Annotated in this window: 13 protein-coding genes; 8 read left to right on the top strand and 5 right to left on the bottom strand. The window is 69.8% G+C overall.

Annotated elements, in window-relative coordinates; genetic code table 11:
- Positions 1-156: 156 nt before the first annotated feature.
- Together DAT35_RS14795 and atpH are read right to left on the bottom strand one after the other, a co-directional pair.
- A complete protein-coding gene (locus DAT35_RS14795) occupies positions 157-1629 on the bottom strand; it encodes a PAS domain-containing sensor histidine kinase (RefSeq protein ID WP_108067630.1) in 1473 nt (490 codons plus the stop codon).
- 139 nt (positions 1630-1768) lie between these two features.
- Positions 1769-2314 (bottom strand): ATP synthase F1 subunit delta, encoded by a 546-nt coding sequence (gene atpH, locus DAT35_RS14790; protein WP_108067629.1) that lies wholly within the window; start codon positions 2312-2314, stop codon positions 1769-1771.
- 193 nt (positions 2315-2507) lie between these two features.
- On the opposite strand from atpH, the gene DAT35_RS14785 reads away from it, so the two are divergent.
- The 7 genes from DAT35_RS14785 to DAT35_RS14755 all read left to right on the top strand — a co-directional run bounded on the left by DAT35_RS14785 (position 2508) and on the right by DAT35_RS14755 (position 11095).
- On the top strand, positions 2508-4322 hold the full coding sequence (locus DAT35_RS14785) for an Hsp70 family protein (RefSeq protein WP_108067628.1): 1815 nt from the start codon (positions 2508-2510) through the stop codon (positions 4320-4322).
- A 101-nt stretch (positions 4323-4423) separates the two neighbouring features.
- Positions 4424-5020: a TetR/AcrR family transcriptional regulator gene (locus DAT35_RS14780; protein WP_108067627.1), complete on the top strand. Its 597-nt coding sequence runs from the start codon at positions 4424-4426 to the stop codon at positions 5018-5020.
- 14 nt (positions 5021-5034) lie between these two features.
- Positions 5035-6483 carry a dihydrolipoyl dehydrogenase gene (gene lpdA / locus DAT35_RS14775; protein WP_108067626.1) on the top strand — a complete coding sequence of 483 codons (1449 nt, stop codon included), beginning with the start codon at positions 5035-5037 and terminating at the stop codon, positions 6481-6483.
- Positions 6484-6678: 195 nt separating this feature from the next.
- On the top strand, positions 6679-8781 hold the full coding sequence (locus DAT35_RS14770; RefSeq protein WP_108067625.1) for a beta-propeller domain-containing protein: 2103 nt from the start codon (positions 6679-6681) through the stop codon (positions 8779-8781).
- A gap of 17 nt (positions 8782-8798) precedes the next feature.
- Positions 8799-9167, top strand: coding sequence for a hypothetical protein (locus DAT35_RS14765; protein WP_108067624.1), 369 nt, complete (start codon positions 8799-8801; stop codon positions 9165-9167).
- A 122-nt stretch (positions 9168-9289) separates the two neighbouring features.
- Entirely contained in the window at positions 9290-10669 is a 1380-nt protein-coding gene (locus DAT35_RS14760; protein ID WP_108067623.1) for an MATE family efflux transporter, read from the top strand.
- Between the two features lie 201 nt (positions 10670-10870).
- Entirely contained in the window at positions 10871-11095 is a 225-nt protein-coding gene (locus tag DAT35_RS14755) for a hypothetical protein (protein ID WP_233261483.1), read from the top strand.
- Positions 11096-11098: 3 nt separating this feature from the next.
- Here DAT35_RS14755 and DAT35_RS14750 read toward each other — a convergent pair whose 3' ends face one another.
- Positions 11099-11812 (bottom strand): esterase family protein, encoded by a 714-nt coding sequence (locus DAT35_RS14750; RefSeq protein ID WP_108067621.1) that lies wholly within the window; start codon positions 11810-11812, stop codon positions 11099-11101.
- Positions 11813-11925: 113 nt separating this feature from the next.
- Entirely contained in the window at positions 11926-12504 is a 579-nt protein-coding gene (locus DAT35_RS14745) for a hypothetical protein (RefSeq protein ID WP_108067894.1), read from the bottom strand.
- A gap of 110 nt (positions 12505-12614) precedes the next feature.
- Between DAT35_RS14745 and DAT35_RS14740 the strand changes: the two genes are divergently transcribed.
- Positions 12615-13775 carry an AAA family ATPase gene (locus DAT35_RS14740; RefSeq protein WP_108067620.1) on the top strand — a complete coding sequence of 387 codons (1161 nt, stop codon included), beginning with the start codon at positions 12615-12617 and terminating at the stop codon, positions 13773-13775.
- Positions 13776-13793: 18 nt separating this feature from the next.
- Here the strand turns inward: DAT35_RS14740 and DAT35_RS14735 are convergent, their stop codons facing one another.
- Positions 13794-15260, bottom strand: coding sequence for a hypothetical protein (locus DAT35_RS14735; protein WP_108067619.1), 1467 nt, complete (start codon positions 15258-15260; stop codon positions 13794-13796).
- Between the last annotated feature and the right edge of the window lie 12 nt (positions 15261-15272).

Raw genomic sequence — 15272 nt, 5'->3', positions numbered from 1 at the left:
GTACGGGGGCGGCCGGTGGGAATGCCGCCAGAAAACCTGAAATTGGCCGGGCCCCCTTACCACGCGCACCCCCCTACCGCAACGCGCAAGGGCCCCCGAGGGCACACGTTGTCATCGCCGCTGTAAGCGTCGCTGGGGAGGAGGGGGCTTCTGCCTCTAGGCGCCCGGGGCATGCCGGGGCAGCCACACGATGAAGCGCGTCCCCAATCCGACGCCGGACTCCACCGAGATGCGGCCCCCATGGGCCATGACGATCTGCCGGGCGATATAGAGGCCCAGGCCCAGGCCGTCGCCCGTGGCACGCTTGCCGCGCTTGAAGGGCTCGAACAGGGTCGACCGCTCCTCCAGCGGCACCGGAGGCCCGTCGTTGCGCACCATCAGGGTGATGCCATCCGACGCCCCGGTGAGCTTCACCTCGACCGGGGTGTCCTCGGGGCTGTGCTGCACGGCGTTACCCACCAGGTTGTCCAGCAGCTGACCCAGCCGGGACTCGTCCCAGCTCCCCCGGGTGTCGCCCTCCGCCTTGGCGACGATCAGCCGGGTGGGGTGGGACACCTGGAACTGCTCCACCACCCGCTCCAACTGCTTGTCCAGGGCCAGCGCTGAGGGACGCACGGGGATGCCGCCCGCCAGCCGGGCGCGCGTGTAATCCAGCAACTCGTGGATCATCCGCTCCATGCGCCGGGCCGCCGTGGCCACGTGCGTTACCTGGCGTGCCTGGGTGTCGTTGAGGTCCCCGGCGCGCTGGAGCGCCCCCACGCTGAGCTGGATGGCGTACAGCGGAGAGCGCAGGTCGTGCCCCACCACCCCCAGCAACTGCTCTCGGAAGACGTCCGCGCGGGAGGCGGCCTCCTCGGAGGCCTTGCGAGCGCTGATGTCCCAGACGGCCGTCATCCGCACGGGACGTCCGGCGTACTCCACCTGCCGTCCCAGGACCTCCAGGAAGAGCCGCTTGCCGTCGCCGCGCATGCCCGTCAGCTCGTACGGGGACTCCACCTGCCGGGCGAGCGAGCGCTGCACCGTCTCGCGGGACTCAGGGGCCACCCAGCGCATCAACTGCTGGCCCAGCATCTCCTCGCGCGTGCAGCCGAACAGGCCGGCCAGCCCGGCGCTCACGTCGAGGATGACGCCCGCGTCATGGAGCATGAAGCCATCACAGGAGACGGCGACGAGGCCGCGCAGCCGCTCCTCGCTCTCGCGCAGGGCCTGCTCCTGCTCCACGCGCTCCGTCTCGTCCTCCAGCGTCAGGCCCACTCCCGAGCGCAGGCCACCCGTGGACGCGGGCAGCACCGACACCCGGAAGTGCCGCGGGCCGTGCGTTCCCATCGGGCCGGACACGCGTGCCCCCACCACCGTCTCTCCCTGGATGGCCCGGTTCAGCAGTGGCACCAGCCCCGCGGCCAGCCCCGGCCAGACCTCTCCGGTCGTCCGGCCCTCATAGGAGGTTCCGGGCAGCCCACTCAGGGTGATGAGGGCGTTGCTGACGAAGCGGAAGCGCAGCTCCCGGTCGAGAAAAGCCAGCCCAAGACCCGTGGCTTGGAGCAGCGCTCCGAAGCAGGGCAGGGCCTCCTCAGGAAGGGAGGGGGCCGGGGTGCCGACGTGGGAGCGGTGGAGGACTGGCTGCGCCATGGAAGGAGATGAGTCACGGGCTGGGACCCGTGCCCCCCACCATATCCTTTCCATGGCCCGCTGGGAATACCGGGCTTGCTGGGAAGTGCGGGGGACCCGACAACGCAGGTCCTCCCTGGAAGCAGGGCAGCCGGGGAGGCTAGCGCTGCTTGAGCTCGCGGCGCAGCTGCTCGAGCTGGGTGCGCAGGGTGCCGTCGTAGAGGGTGCTGCCCACCTGGGCGGCGACGCCGCCGAGCACGGTGGGGTCCACGCGCGCCTCCAGCACGACGTTGCGCTGGGTGATCTGCTTGAAGGAGCCCGCGAGCTTCTGGAGGGTATCAGCGGTGAGGGGGACGGCGCTGGTGACGTGGCCCCGCAGACGGCCGGCCTGGGAATCGGCCATGTCGCGGTAGAGGCGGGCGATGTCCGGCAGGTAGACGAGCCGGTTGCGCTCCACCAGCAGGCGCAGGGTGTTGCCCAGCACGGGCTCCACCTGGCCGAGCACCTTGAGGAGCGCCTCCACCACGCGGGAGCGCTGCTCGCGGGAGTAGGCCGGGTTGAACAGGACGTCCGCCAGCTCGCGGTTCTGCGCGAGTGCGCTGGCAACGGAGGAGAGCTGCTCGGACACGGCATCGGCGCGGCCAGCTTCAGTGGCGACGTCGAGGAGCGCGCGGGCGTAACGGCGGGCGATTGACACGTTCACCATGGCGCGGCGCGCTTAGCATGCCCTCCGCCCCGGGGCAACGCCGGGGACATGGCCCGTGCGGGGTCTCCAATAAGTTCGCCTGGGGCTGTATGGAGGGGAGGCACGAAAGGGGGGCCTCTGGAACCGCGCATCTCCGGCGTATCATGCGAACACAGGCCCCTGCTCCAGCCCTCGGACACCGGCTTCCTCTTCAATGCGCGACCCCGTCATCGGCATCGACCTGGGCACCACCAACAGCGCCGTGGCCTCCGTGGAGGAGGGCCGGCCTCGCATCATCCCCTCACGCTCGGGAGGACGGCTGACGCCCTCCGTCGTGGGTCTCACCCCGAAGGCGGGTGAGCGCGTGGTGGGCACCAAGGCCCAGGCGCTCGCGGAAGAGCACCCCGAGTGCGTGGTGTGGGCCACCAAACGTTTCATCGGGCGGCGCTTCACGCCGGAGCTGGTGCAGGGGGCGAAGGCGGTGGTGCCTTATCCCCTGGCGGGCGGCAACACCGGGGACGTGCGCGTGAAGATGGCCGGGCGCACCGTGCCGGTCACCCAGGTGTCGGCGATGATTCTGGGCGAGCTGAAGCTGGACGCGGAGGCGTACTTCGGGCGCCCGGTGGGCAAGTGCGTCATCACCGTCCCGGCCAACTTCGACGACGGCCAGCGCCAGGCCACGCGCGAGGCGGCCACCATCGCCGGGCTGGATGCCATCCGCCTCATCAACGAGCCCACGGCCGCGGCGCTCGCCTACGGGCTGTCTCGCGGCTTCCAGGGCCATGCGCTCGTCTTCGACCTGGGCGGCGGCACCTTCGATGTCACCGTGCTGGAGATCACCGACGGCGTCTACGAGGTGAAAGCCACGGGCGGAGACCCGGCGCTGGGCGGCGAGGACTTCGACCTGAAGATTGTCGACTGGCTGCTGGCGCAGGTGGACGACAACCACCGCGAACTGGTGCACCGCGACGCGGTGTCCATGCGCAAGCTGAAGGTGGCCGCCGAGCAGGCCAAGCGCGAGCTGACGGAGTACGAGGAGACGCTCATCTCTCTGGCGGGCCTGGGCGACCACACGCAGCCGGCGCGCAAGCTCACGGGCCTGGAGACGGCGCTCACGCGCCAGTTCTTCGAACAGCTGTGTGAGCCGCTGTCCCAGCGGTGCCTCGCGGTCTGCGAGTCGGTGATGAAGGAAGCGGGGATGGAGCCGCACTCGGTGGACACGGTGCTGCTGGTGGGCGGCATGACGCGGGTGCCGATGATTCGCCGGCTGGTGGCGGACTTCTTCGGCAAGGCGCCCTCCACGGAGGTGAACCCGGACGAGGCCGTGGCGCTGGGCGCGGCCATCCACGCGGACGAGCTGGCGCGGCAGTCGGGCGCGGCGCTGCTGCTGGACGTGGTGGGCAGCTCGCTGGGCGTGGGCGTGCTGGGCGGGAGGGTGAAGCACCTCATTCCCCGGAACAGCTCGGTGCCCGTGGTGACCAAGGACGTCTTCCACCCGAGCGCCCATGGCCAGACGGAGGCGCGCATTCCCATCTACCAGGGCGAGAGCGAGCTGCAGGACGAGAACCGCAAGCTGGGCGAGGTGGTGTTGCGCAACCTCCAGGCGGGCTCGCGCGGGGATACGCCGCTGGAGGTGACGTTCGAACTGTCCAACGAGGGCACGCTGTCGGTGCGCGCCACGGACCTCAAGACGGGCCTGAGCGAGGCGGTGCGCCTGGAGGCGCGTCCGAACCTGCCGGGACAGGAGGCCGAGCGGCTCGTGAAGGAGCAGGCCTCGTACGCGCAGAAGCAGGCGCAGTCGGACGCGAAGAAGACGGAGGAGACGTTCCGCAAGTTGCTGGAGCGCGGGGAGAAGCTGGCGAAGCTGCTGCAGCGCACCGCCGAGGAGAACCCCAGCGATCAGGCGGATGCGGCGATGATCAACGTGAGGTCGCTGCTGGCGTCCGGCCATGCCGCCCTGGAGGCGCGCGACGCCGAGCAGTGCGCCCAGGTGGCGCGCCAGCTCACGCAATTGCTGTCGGGCCGCTGAGGGGCCCTCGTTCCTGGCGAGGGATTGTCTGCCCCCTCGATGCCAGCCCGGCCAGGCACTCGGGTTTGACAAAAAGCACGACCGTTCGTATTTCTTGAGGCATGTCGAAGGGAGCCGCCACCCGGGAGCGAATCCTCGAGCACGCCCTCCGCGTCGCCACGCGGGATGGGCTCGAGGGGCTCACCATCGGTGCGCTCGCCGAGGAGCTCGGCATGAGCAAGAGCGGCCTCTTCGCGCACTTCGGCTCGAAGGAGGACCTCCAGCTCGCGGTGCTCAAGGACGCGGCGGAGAAGTTCGAGAGCCACGTCATCCGGCCTTCGCTCGAGGCACCCAAGGGGCTGCCCCAGCTCGAGAAGCTGTTCGACCTGTGGCTCGACTACCACATCCACCCGATCGCCCCCGGCGGCTGCATCTTCATCGCGGCCTCCACAGAGCTCGACGACCACGAGGGCAAGCCGCGTGACTTCGTGGCCGGTGCCGAGCGGTACATGAGCGACTCGGTGGTGCGCCTCGCCCGCAGTGCCATCGAGGCGGGTCAGCTCCGCAAGGACCTCGACGTGGCTCGGTTCGCCTACCAGGTCCACTCCCTCATCCTCGGCGCCCATCACTTCTGGCGTCTCCTGCGAGACCCTCGCGCCGAGGCCCACGCCCGCGCCAGCTTCCAGCAGCTCCTGGACTCCTCGCGCCCCTCCCCCTGAAAGGACCTCTCGTCATGACCTCCCCTGCATCGTCTTCCTCCAAAAATAGCACGACCGTTCGTCCGGCTGGCGGGTTGGATGTGGTGGTGATCGGCGCCGGTCCCGGTGGCTACGCGGCGGCCATCCGCGCGTCCCAGCTCGGCCTCAAGGTGGCACTGGTCGAGCGCGACAACCGGCTCGGCGGCGTGTGCACGCTGCGCGGCTGCATCCCCACCAAGGCGCTGCTCCACACCGCCGATGTGCTCGAGGACGCTCGGCACGGCGGCGAGTTGGGTGTCGTTGCCTCCGACGTGAGGTTGGACCTCGCGGCGGCGCATGCCTTCAAGAACCGCGTGGTGGAGAAGAACAGCTCCGGCGTCGGCTTCCTGATGAAGAAGAACGGCGTCCAGGTCGTGCAAGGCTTTGGAACCCTCACGGCTCCCGGCCGCGTGCAGGTGAAGGATGACCGCGGGGAAGTCCGCGTGCTCGAGACTCGCAACGTTCTCCTCGCCACCGGCTCCGCTCCCAAGCCTCTCCCCGGCCTGCCCTTCGACGGGGAGCGGGTGCTCTCGTCCGACCACGCGCTCGAGCTGTCGCGCGTGCCCGCCTCGCTCGCCATCATCGGGGCTGGAGCCGTGGGCGTGGAGTTCGCCTCCCTCTACAGCCGCTTTGGCAGCCGGGTCACCCTCATCGAGATGCTGCCGCGTCTGCTGCCCATCGAGGACGTGGATGTCTCCACCGAGCTGGAGCGGAGCTTCCGCCGCCGTGGCATCGAGGTGCACACCGGCGCGAAGCTCGAGGACACCCGTGTCACCGGAAACGGCGTCACGCTCTCGCTCCGCACCTCCACCGGCGAGGTCCGCACCCTCGAGGTCGAGAAGCTCCTCGTCGCCGCCGGCCGCCGCCCGCTCACCGAGGGGCTCGGGCTCGAGGCGCTCGGGGTGACGTTGGAGCGGGGCTTCGTCCGCGTGGATGGTGAGATGCGGACGAGCGCGCCGGGCCTCTACGCCATCGGCGACATCGTGCCCACGCCCTCGCTCGCGCACGTGGCCACCATGGAGGCCATCATCGCCGCCGAGTCCATCGCGGGGCTCGCGCCGCAGCCCATCGTCTACGACCACGTCCCCTCGTGCACCTACAGCGCGCCCGAGGTCGCCTCCGTCGGCCTCACCGAGGCGCGGGCGAAGGAGCGCGGATACGACGTGCGCGTCGGCCGCTTCCCGTTCTCCGCGCTCGGCAAGGCGCGCGTGCTCGACCACACCGAGGGCTTCGTCAAGCTGGTGAGCGATGCCCGTTATGGCGAGCTGCTCGGCGTGCACCTCATCGGGCCGCATGTGACGGAGCTGCTCGCGGAGGCGGGCGTCGCGCTCCGGCTCGAGTCCACCGTCGAGGAGCTCGCGAGGACGATGCACGCGCACCCCACGCTCTCCGAGGTCATCCACGAGGCCGCCGAGGCGGCGCTCGGACACCCGCTGCACATCTGAGCCGGCCCGTTCTGGCTCGGGGCTCCACGAAAAAGAAGGGGGTCCTCGGTTTTCCGAGGCCCCTGCCGTAGCCCCGAGCGCGTCCAACCCCCTGGATTTCCGAGCGCCTGGTGAGGTGCTCGGTCCCTTCGGCCCCTGGCACACGGGTGGCAACTCCCGCCGCGCTGCCGGAAGACGATCCAGAGGAGTCAATTCATGTTCAGGAAGAACCACAGTGGGTGGGTACTCGCGCTGCTGGGACTGGTGGGGTGCGCTGACAAGAGCAGCAGCATCCCCGAAAACCAGCCGGTGCAGATGCAGGCGAAGCTGGAGGCCTTCGAGGGCTGTGAGGCGCTCGAGTCCTATATCGAGGACGCCGCGGTGCTCGACATGCGCGCCACGATGGAGAGCTCCAAGCCGTCCTACTGGAAGTCACGGGGCGGTTGGTTTGGCGGTGTGCCCGTGGCGGATGGGGCTCCGCCGAGCTCGGAAAACTCAGGGGGCGCGGGGGCGCCCGCGCCGAGCGACTACACGGGCACCAACAACCAGGTGGCGGGCGTGGACGAGGCGGACTTCGTGAAGAACGATGGCACGCGCATCTTCGTCCTCTCCGGGCAGAAGCTGTACGTGCACCGCTCCTGGCCGGCCGAGTCGCTGCGCGCGGAGTCCTCGCTGACCATCGAGGGCTGGCCCCAGCAGATGTTCCTGCGCGGTGACAAGGTGATCGTCTTCTCCGTGGTGTACGAGTCACTTCCGGGCATGGGCGGCGGGTATGGTGGCGGGTATGGCGCGCCCGGGCTCGAAGTCGCGTGCACGCCCATTGGCCCCTGCGCCAACTATGGGGCGGCGTTCACCAAGGTGACGACGGTGGACGTGTCCAACCTGGCCGCGCCCCAGGTGACGGGCGAGCTGTACCTGGCGGGCTACTACCAAGACGCGCGCCTGGCGGGCAGCTCGGCGCGGCTGGTGATGAACGACTCGTTCCGTTGGCCCACGGGCGTGCGCTGGTGGCCCGACTACTCCTCGACGCTCTGGAACGACCAGAAGCAGCTGGAGAAGGCGATCGACGAGCTGATGAAGCAGAACGAGCAGCTCATCCGTTCGCGCTCCCTGTCGGACTGGATGCCCCTGGGCCGGTCCAAGCGGCCGGATGGGACCGTGGAGTCGGTGGGCTACGACTGCCGGGACTTCCACAAGACGAACGCGCCCACGAGGCTGGGCTTCGTCACCGTGGTTTCGCTCGACCTGGATGCGCAGATAGCGCAGCTGCCGAGCCGCACCACCCTGGTGACCGAGCCGGGTGAGGTGTACGCCACCGCGGACTCGCTCTACCTGGCCACGCGCCACTGGTGGTGGTGGCTGGAGCCGGGGCAGTCGGACTACACCTACGTGCACAAGCTGGACCTCAGCCAGCCGCGCCGGGCCACGTACGCGGCCAGCGCCACGGTGGAGGGCACGCTGCTGGACCAGTTCAGCATGGACGAGCACGAGGGCGTGTTGCGCGTCGCGACCACCTTGACCAAGCGCGTGCCGGAGGACAGCAACCCCTGGGGCCGCACGGAGACGAGCAACCGCGTCTCCACCTACCACCTGGAGGGCGACAGGCTGACGCTGCTGGGGCAGAGCGAGGAGCTGGCCAAGGGCGAGCGCATCTACAGCGCGCGCTTCCTGGGCACCAAGGGCTACGTGGTGACGTTCCGCCAGGTGGATCCCCTCTTCACCTTCGACCTGTCGGATCCGGCGCATCCGCGCAAGGTGGGCGAGCTGAAGGTGCCGGGCTTTTCCACGTACATCCACCCGGTGGATGACACGCACCTGCTGACCGTCGGGGTGCAGGTGGCGGAGAATGGGGACTGGCGCTCGCGGGCCCTCAAGCTGTCGCTCTTCGACGTGACGGACCCGGCCAACCCGCGCGAGGCCTTCACGCAGCTGGTGGGCACGGCCTACGGCTGGAGCGAGTCGCTCTACGAGCACAAGGCCTTCAACTACTTCCCGGCCAAGGGGCTGGTGGCCATTCCCTTCTCGGACTGGACGCAGCCGTACAACGGCGACTACTGGGGCGGCTTCGTGAGCGACCTGCGTGTCTTCCGCGTGAACCCCGCCACCGGCTTCTCCCCCGTGGGCGCGGTCTCCATGAAGGACGTCTTCCAGACGGTCAACTACTACACTTGGAGCTACACCTACTCGCCCAACGTGCGCCGCAGCGTGATGGCGGATGACTACGTGTACGCCATCAGCGACGCCGGCGTGCGCGTGGCCCACGTGAGCAACCTCTCCCAGCCGCTGGCCACCTCGCGCTTCGCTCCCATCTACCCGTGACCCGGAGCCTCTCCACCATGATGCCTTCTACCTCGAAGAGGCCCTCCGCTCCCTCCCTCACCACCGTGCGCCGGGCCACCCCGCTCACCGCCGCGCTGGGTCTGCTCCTGGCGTGTGGCGGGCTCGGGACGTGGGGCCCCGCTCCCGAGGAGAGTGGGCAGAACCACCTGGATCTGCACGCCCTCCCCGAGCACTGCGAGGTGGACAAGACGTGCGGGAACCTCGTTGGAGTGAACTGCCGGTCCGAGGTGGACGGGCCGTACTACTACGTGGAGCAGGGCACGAACCGCATCGTCGAGACGTGCGGCGGAGCGTGCATGGGCGGGCCCAGGCCCGAGGAGGGCCTCTGCGTGGAGTGCCCTCCCAAGGCGTGGTCCTGCGATTGAGCGGGGCCGTCCGGCCGCCTGGAGTACGGGCGGCCGGCTGATGGGTCAGGCGAGCGGGGCTTGGAGCGTCGGCGACAATTGCCGGGCATCCCCGGCACAAAACCATTAAAGGCCCCGCTCCCATGTCGCCCGCAACCCTGCCCAGCCGTCGTGAAGAGTTCCGTGAGCTCTGGAAGCTCGCCCTGCCCATCGCCATCGCGCAAGGGGGTCAATCCCTCATGAGCTTCGTGGACACGGCGGTGGTGGGGCGGGTCGGGACGCAGGCCCTGGCGGCGGTGGGCCTGTCCTCCTCCGTGTTCTTCGCCATCAGCAGCTTCGCCATCGGGCTCATGATGGGGGTGGATCCGCTGGTGTCCCAGGCTTTCGGGGCTCGCAATACACCGCGCGCCCGGGAGCTCCTCTGGCAGGGCTGTTACCTGGCCACCATTGTGGGGACGGTGCTGGCGGTGCCGCTGATGGTGGTGCCCCGGGTGCTGCCGCTCTTCGGTGTGAACTTCGCGGAGCTTCCCGAGGTGCGGGACTACCTCACGTGGCGCGCTCTCAGCCTGCCGCTGCTGCTGCTCTTCATCACCACGCGAGCCTATCTCCAGGCGACGGGGCGCCCCCGGTCGCTGGTGGTGGCCACCGGGGTCGCCAACCTCTTCAACCTGGGGGCGAACATCCTGTTCGTCTTCGGGGGCGAGGGGCTGCCAGCCTGGTTCGGGCCGCTGCGTCTGATGCCGGCCCTGGGGGTGAAGGGCTCGGCGATCGCGACGCTGTTGGCCTGCGCGATGGAGTGGGTCATCGTCGCGTGGGCGGTGCGCAGGGCGCCTGTGGCCGCGAATCGCGCCTGGGTGAAGCCGGTGCGCGCGGACATCCTCAATGCCCTGCGGGTGGGGTTGCCCATTGGCCTGCACATCGCGGCGGAGGTGGGGGTCTTCTCGCTGGCGGGCGTGCTGTCGCGCTGGCTCGGCCCGGAGAGCATGAGCGCGCATCAGATCGTCATGTCCTTCGGCAGCATCACGTTCGCCGTGGCGCTGGGCATCGGCAACGCGGGCAGCGTGCGTGTGGGTTGGGCGGTGGGGGCGCGCAATACGCCGCGAGCGCGGCGCAGCGGGCTGATGGCCTTCGCCTCGGGCGCGGGCTTCATGGTGATGAGCGCGCTGTTCTACGCGCTCTTTCCCCAGCAGCTGGCACGCCTGATGGGCGCGCCGCCCGAGGTGATATCGCTGGTGGTGCCGCTGTTGATGGTGTGCGGCGTCTTCCAGATTTCCGACGGCGTGCAGGGCGTGGGCGCGGGCGTGTTGCGCGGGGCGGGGGATACGCGCTTCACCTTCTACGCCAACATGGTGGGGCACTACCTGGTGGGCCTGCCGGTGGCGCTGCTGCTCGGCTTCGGGATGAAGCTCGGCGTGGTCGGCATCTGGTGGGGCCTGTGCGCGGGGCTCACCGCCGTGGCGCTCGCGCTCTTCTGGCGCTTCGAGCGCCAGAGCTCGGGCACGTTCCAGCCGCTGGAGGCGTGAGGGGCGGGTGGCCTACCCTCGAAGCATGAGAATGCTTCGAGGGGTGGTATCCGGGCCATGAATTAGGACAATCCTCCAGGCAGCCAGATGCCTCGCCAGCATGTCTATATGCTCGATTATCTGATGCGCATGCGGCAGGAAAAGACGAGGGGACTGTTGCTGGATATGGGGGAAGTCAATGTCACTCGGATGGTGGCATTCATGGATGGGTACCGAGCCTGCCAGCGCGCCAATGGCATCAATGATGAGGAATACATCCGTTTCCATGACTGGCTGCGCGAGGTGAAGCACGAGCTGCCCACCGAGGGCTGGGCCGCCAAATACCTGCGGGACTGTGATGGCGACCACGAGCGCGCCATCCGAAAGTTCCTCGACTTCGTCGCCGAGTTTGTCGCCCTGCGCGAGCGTGAGATGCAGGGCGGCTGAGCCTCACCACGGCAGGTAGTGCTGAATCATCTCCCGCCACACCGGCCAGTCGTGCGTGCCTCCCCACCAGATGGCCAGGTGGTTGCCGATGTCCTTCGACCACAGCAGCTTCGAGAGGTGCTCGTTCGACGGCCTGCAGAAGTCGTGCTCGCCCACCGCCAGCACCATCTCCACCCGCCTCAGCGCCGCGAGCTGCGCCGGGTCGCCCACCCCCGGCAGCCACTGCATGCTCGAATGGAAGTACACGCTCTCGTCGTGGTAGCCGTCGAGGAAGTCCTCCGTTTCGAACTTGCCCCCCATCGACAGCAGCCGCCGGAAGGTGTTCGGGTTCCTCAGCCCGATGTTGTAGGTGTGGAAGCCGCCGAAGCTGCACCCGCCCAGCGTCAGCCGCCCCCCCGTGCTGCGGGACATCAGCAGCGGCACCGCCTCGTGCAGCAGGTACTGCTCATACGCCGCGTGCCTCGCCACCCGGTCATGCGGGTGGATGGACTTGTTGAACCAGCTCTCCTCGTCCACCGAGTCCACGCACAGCACCACGTAACGGCCCGCCTGGATGCGGTCCGAGATCGCCCCGATGAGCCCGAAGTCCTCCGCCTGATAGAAACGGCCCTTGCTGGTGGGCAGCAGCAGCACCGGCTCGCCGGAGTGCCCGAAGAGCAATACCTCCATGTCCCGGCCCAGGCGCGGGCTGTACCAGCGATGGTATTCGCGATTCATGCGCCCACCTTACCGCCCCGTTCACGGGCCTCGGGCGTCTTCTCGCCCCTCGGGGTGGGGCGCCGCGCGACAGTGAACACCCGGGCCCTGGGATGGGCCACCCGGGCGGCCGCTCAGAAGCGCAGCGTGGGGCCGAGCAGGATGGAGTGCAGGGGCTTGGCGCACTCGTCGGAGGTGGGCGCCGTGCTGCTGTCCACCCGGACGTCGCACCACTGCCAGGCCGTGGACGCCGTGATTCCCAGGTGGGATCCCAGCCACGTGTCCAGGCCGATCCGCACCGCCGTGCTCAGCCCGTCGTGCAGCATCCGCCGCGGCGCTCCCAGGTCATCCAGCGTCAGCGGCGTCGAGCGGCTCTGCGCCACGCGCACCCCGACCCACGGATTCACTCCTCCGTCCCTCAGGAAGCGCAGCCGCAGCTCCAGTCCCAGTGAACGGTAATCCAGTTGTAGCTGCTGTCCCTGGATACGTGCGCCCCACGTCTCGGCACCCTCGCCCACCACGCCGAGCGACAGCCCGAAGGGAGTCTCCACGCCCAGGTAGGCCTGCAGGGCACCTCCCTTGGCCCTGATTCCCGAAGTGTGGTCGATGACGAAACCGGCGCTGGCCGCGGCGTAACCCCGCCACTCCCCCGCTGCCGATGTCCCCGCCCACAGCACCGCCACCAGGCTTCCGAGACTCGCAACGTGTCGCATGAGGGGGCGGAGCTTAGCCCAGACCCGCCCCGTGAGGTCCACCTACACCGTGTGTACGTCTCCCGGCGGGCATTCGGGGCGGGGACGGGAGCCGGGTAGAGTCCACTCCCATGTCTTTGTCCTTTGACGCGGCTGCTTCCTCGGTGCGCGACGCCCTCACCGACGCGGGGCGCGGCCTGGTGGAGCGCGAGGCCATGGTGGAACTGGTGGCGCTGTGCGCCGTGGCCGGCGAGCACCTGCTCGTCATCGGCCCGCCCGGCACCGCCAAGAGCGAGGCCGTGCGGCGCACCGCCCGGGCGCTCGGGGGCGGCTACTTCGAGTACCTCCTGGGCCGCTTCACCGAGCCCTCCGAAATCTTCGGCCCGGTGGATCTGCGCAAGCTGCGCGAGGGCCTGGTGGAGACGGAGACGGCCGGCATGTTGCCCGAGGCCGAGGTGGCCTTCCTCGATGAGGTGTTCCTCGGCTCCACCGCCATCCTCAACACGCTGCTGGGCCTGCTCAACGAGCGCGTCTTCCGCCGCGGCCACACGCGCATGAGCTGCCCTCTGCGCGTGTGCGTGGGCGCCTCCAACGCCCTGCCCGAGGACGAGGCGCTCGCCGCCTTCGCCGACCGCTTCCTGGCTCGCACCTTCGTGGAGCCCGTGCCCGACCCGCGTCTGGAGGACCTGCTGGCGGGGGGCGCCTCGCTGTGGAGTGTAGAGGAGGCACGCACCGCGTCATTGGAGGCCCTGGACGTGCTCGCCCAGGCGGCGCGCCAGGCGGACCTCGGGCCCGTGCGTCCCCACCTGGCCCACGCGCTGCGCACCCTGCGCGGCGCCGGGATTGGCTTGAGCGACCGGCGCATGGTGAAGGTGCAGCGCCTGGTGTCCTCCGCCGCCGCGCTCGCCGGGCGCCGCGTCCCAGGCGTGGCCGACCTGTGGCCGCTCATCTACGCCGTGCCCACCAAGGAGGGACAGGCGCTCGCGCGGGACGTGCTGCGCGAGCTGTTGGCCCACTCGGAGAACCCGGCCCTTGCCGCCGCCGCGCTCGAGGCCAGCGCCGGGCCGCTCGCCCGGGCGCAGCGCATTGCCCAGGCCGGCCGCGTCGTGCTCTCCGAGCGGCCCGCGGAGGCAGACCCCGAGGCGCTCGCTTCCTGGCGGCTGAAGCTGGAGGGCGTGGCGCGCGAAATGGACGCGGGCTTCGCCCCCGAGGCCCTTCCCGAGGACCTCCGCGCCGTGCGCGAGGAGCTCCGTGCCGCCCTCTTCCAGGAACCCCAGACAGAAGCGGCCTGACATCCCCCACCGGCTGCCTCAGGGCAGCTCGCCCTTGCCCGCGAAGGCCTTCAGCCAGGCGTGCTCGTCGCGGGCCCTGGGCTCACAGGACTCCTCCTGCAGCGAGGCCAAGGGCCAGCGATACCAGGCCGCCCGCTTCAGCGCTTCCTCCCACTGTCCCAGCTCGACCCACAGGCCGATGCTGTCCATCCGGGTCGGGCTGTGCCCCGTCAGCTCGGAGCCGTACATCTGCAGCTTCAACCCCGTTTCCAGCTCCAGGCGCGAGCGCTGCTCACGCAGGCGTGTCCCTGTTTCCCACAGCAGCCGCCCCAACCACCGCCGCTCGTCCTCGTTCAGGTGCGCCGCGCTGTCCCGGGCGCGCCGCAGCAACTCCCGGCCCAGTGACACCCCCTGGGCCCAGGAGGCCAACAGCCAGGCATGGTGACCGGGCAGGAGCATCATCCCCTCGAAGCGCTCGCGCATCTCCAGGAAGAAGCGCTCGCTCGAGGGCTGCTTCCATTCGAGGGTGACGAGCGTTTCGAGTGTCTCCAGGTCGCGGCGCTCGAGGGGGGCCTCGGGCGGACGGCCCGTCAGGAAGGAGTGCAGGGCGAGCTGGAGGGTCCGAGGGGAGGCGCCGGCGAGCTGCCCGAGCCGCTCCTCCACCGTGGGCAGCAGCCGCTGGCGTGCCGGCATTCGCGCAGGGAGCACGAGCAACCGCTCGCGCAGGGCCATGAGGAGGGGCACGGAGGTGCTGGCGCGCACCTGGGGGAGTCCCCACTCCGGGCGGGACGCCTGCTCATCCGGCACCACCGTCACCAGCGGCAGGCGCCGTGGCTCGTCGAGCGACTCGAGGTCCCCGTGGACGAAGGGGAGGATGACTTCGTCGTTCAGAGGCTCGGGGAGCAGGGGACTCTTGCTGAAGTCCGGCCGCCCGAGCGCGTTCCAGGCCTCGAAGAAGGCATGCCGCCAATCAGGTGACCGGGAGCGGCGCTCGGCCAGCTCGAGCAGCAGACGTGCCTCCGGGGTGTCCCGCAGCACGGGGGACGAGAGGTTCTTCCGCGCCAGGTCCCACTTGCCTTCTTCCATGGCCCAGCACGAGTACACCAGCTCGGCGGGCGCATAGGACTCGACGGCCTTGAGCGCATAGACCAGATAGCCATTCGCGCTCGGGTGGCGGGCGAAACATGCCCAGGCGCCCTCCTGGGTAAACTGTGCGGCCACTGTCCGCGCGTCCGGCGCGCCATCTGGCGGTCCCCCTCGCTCCAGCCCCGCCTCCGCGCGATACCCGTCCACCGGCCCATCTGGCTCCCCGCTGTCGTCCTCCACGCGCCTCGTGGGGGCGCCCAGCCAATGGAACGAGGCCCACCCACCGCCCGCCGCGATGGGCACCAGCCCCAGGGCCCACCGCAACAGCCGACGGCGCGGCCAGTGCCGCACGCGCTCTTCCTCTGCCGCGGGTGGCTGCTCGCTCCCGGGTTCCACCCCCGTGCCCTCTGTCTCCTTCATGGTGTCCTCTAT

Source organism: Vitiosangium sp. GDMCC 1.1324 (assembly GCF_003044305.1).
Classification (GTDB): Bacteria; Myxococcota; Myxococcia; order Myxococcales; family Myxococcaceae; genus Archangium.
The sequence above is the reverse complement of the archived record's forward strand: the minus strand, read 5'-3'. Positions and strand labels throughout refer to the sequence as shown.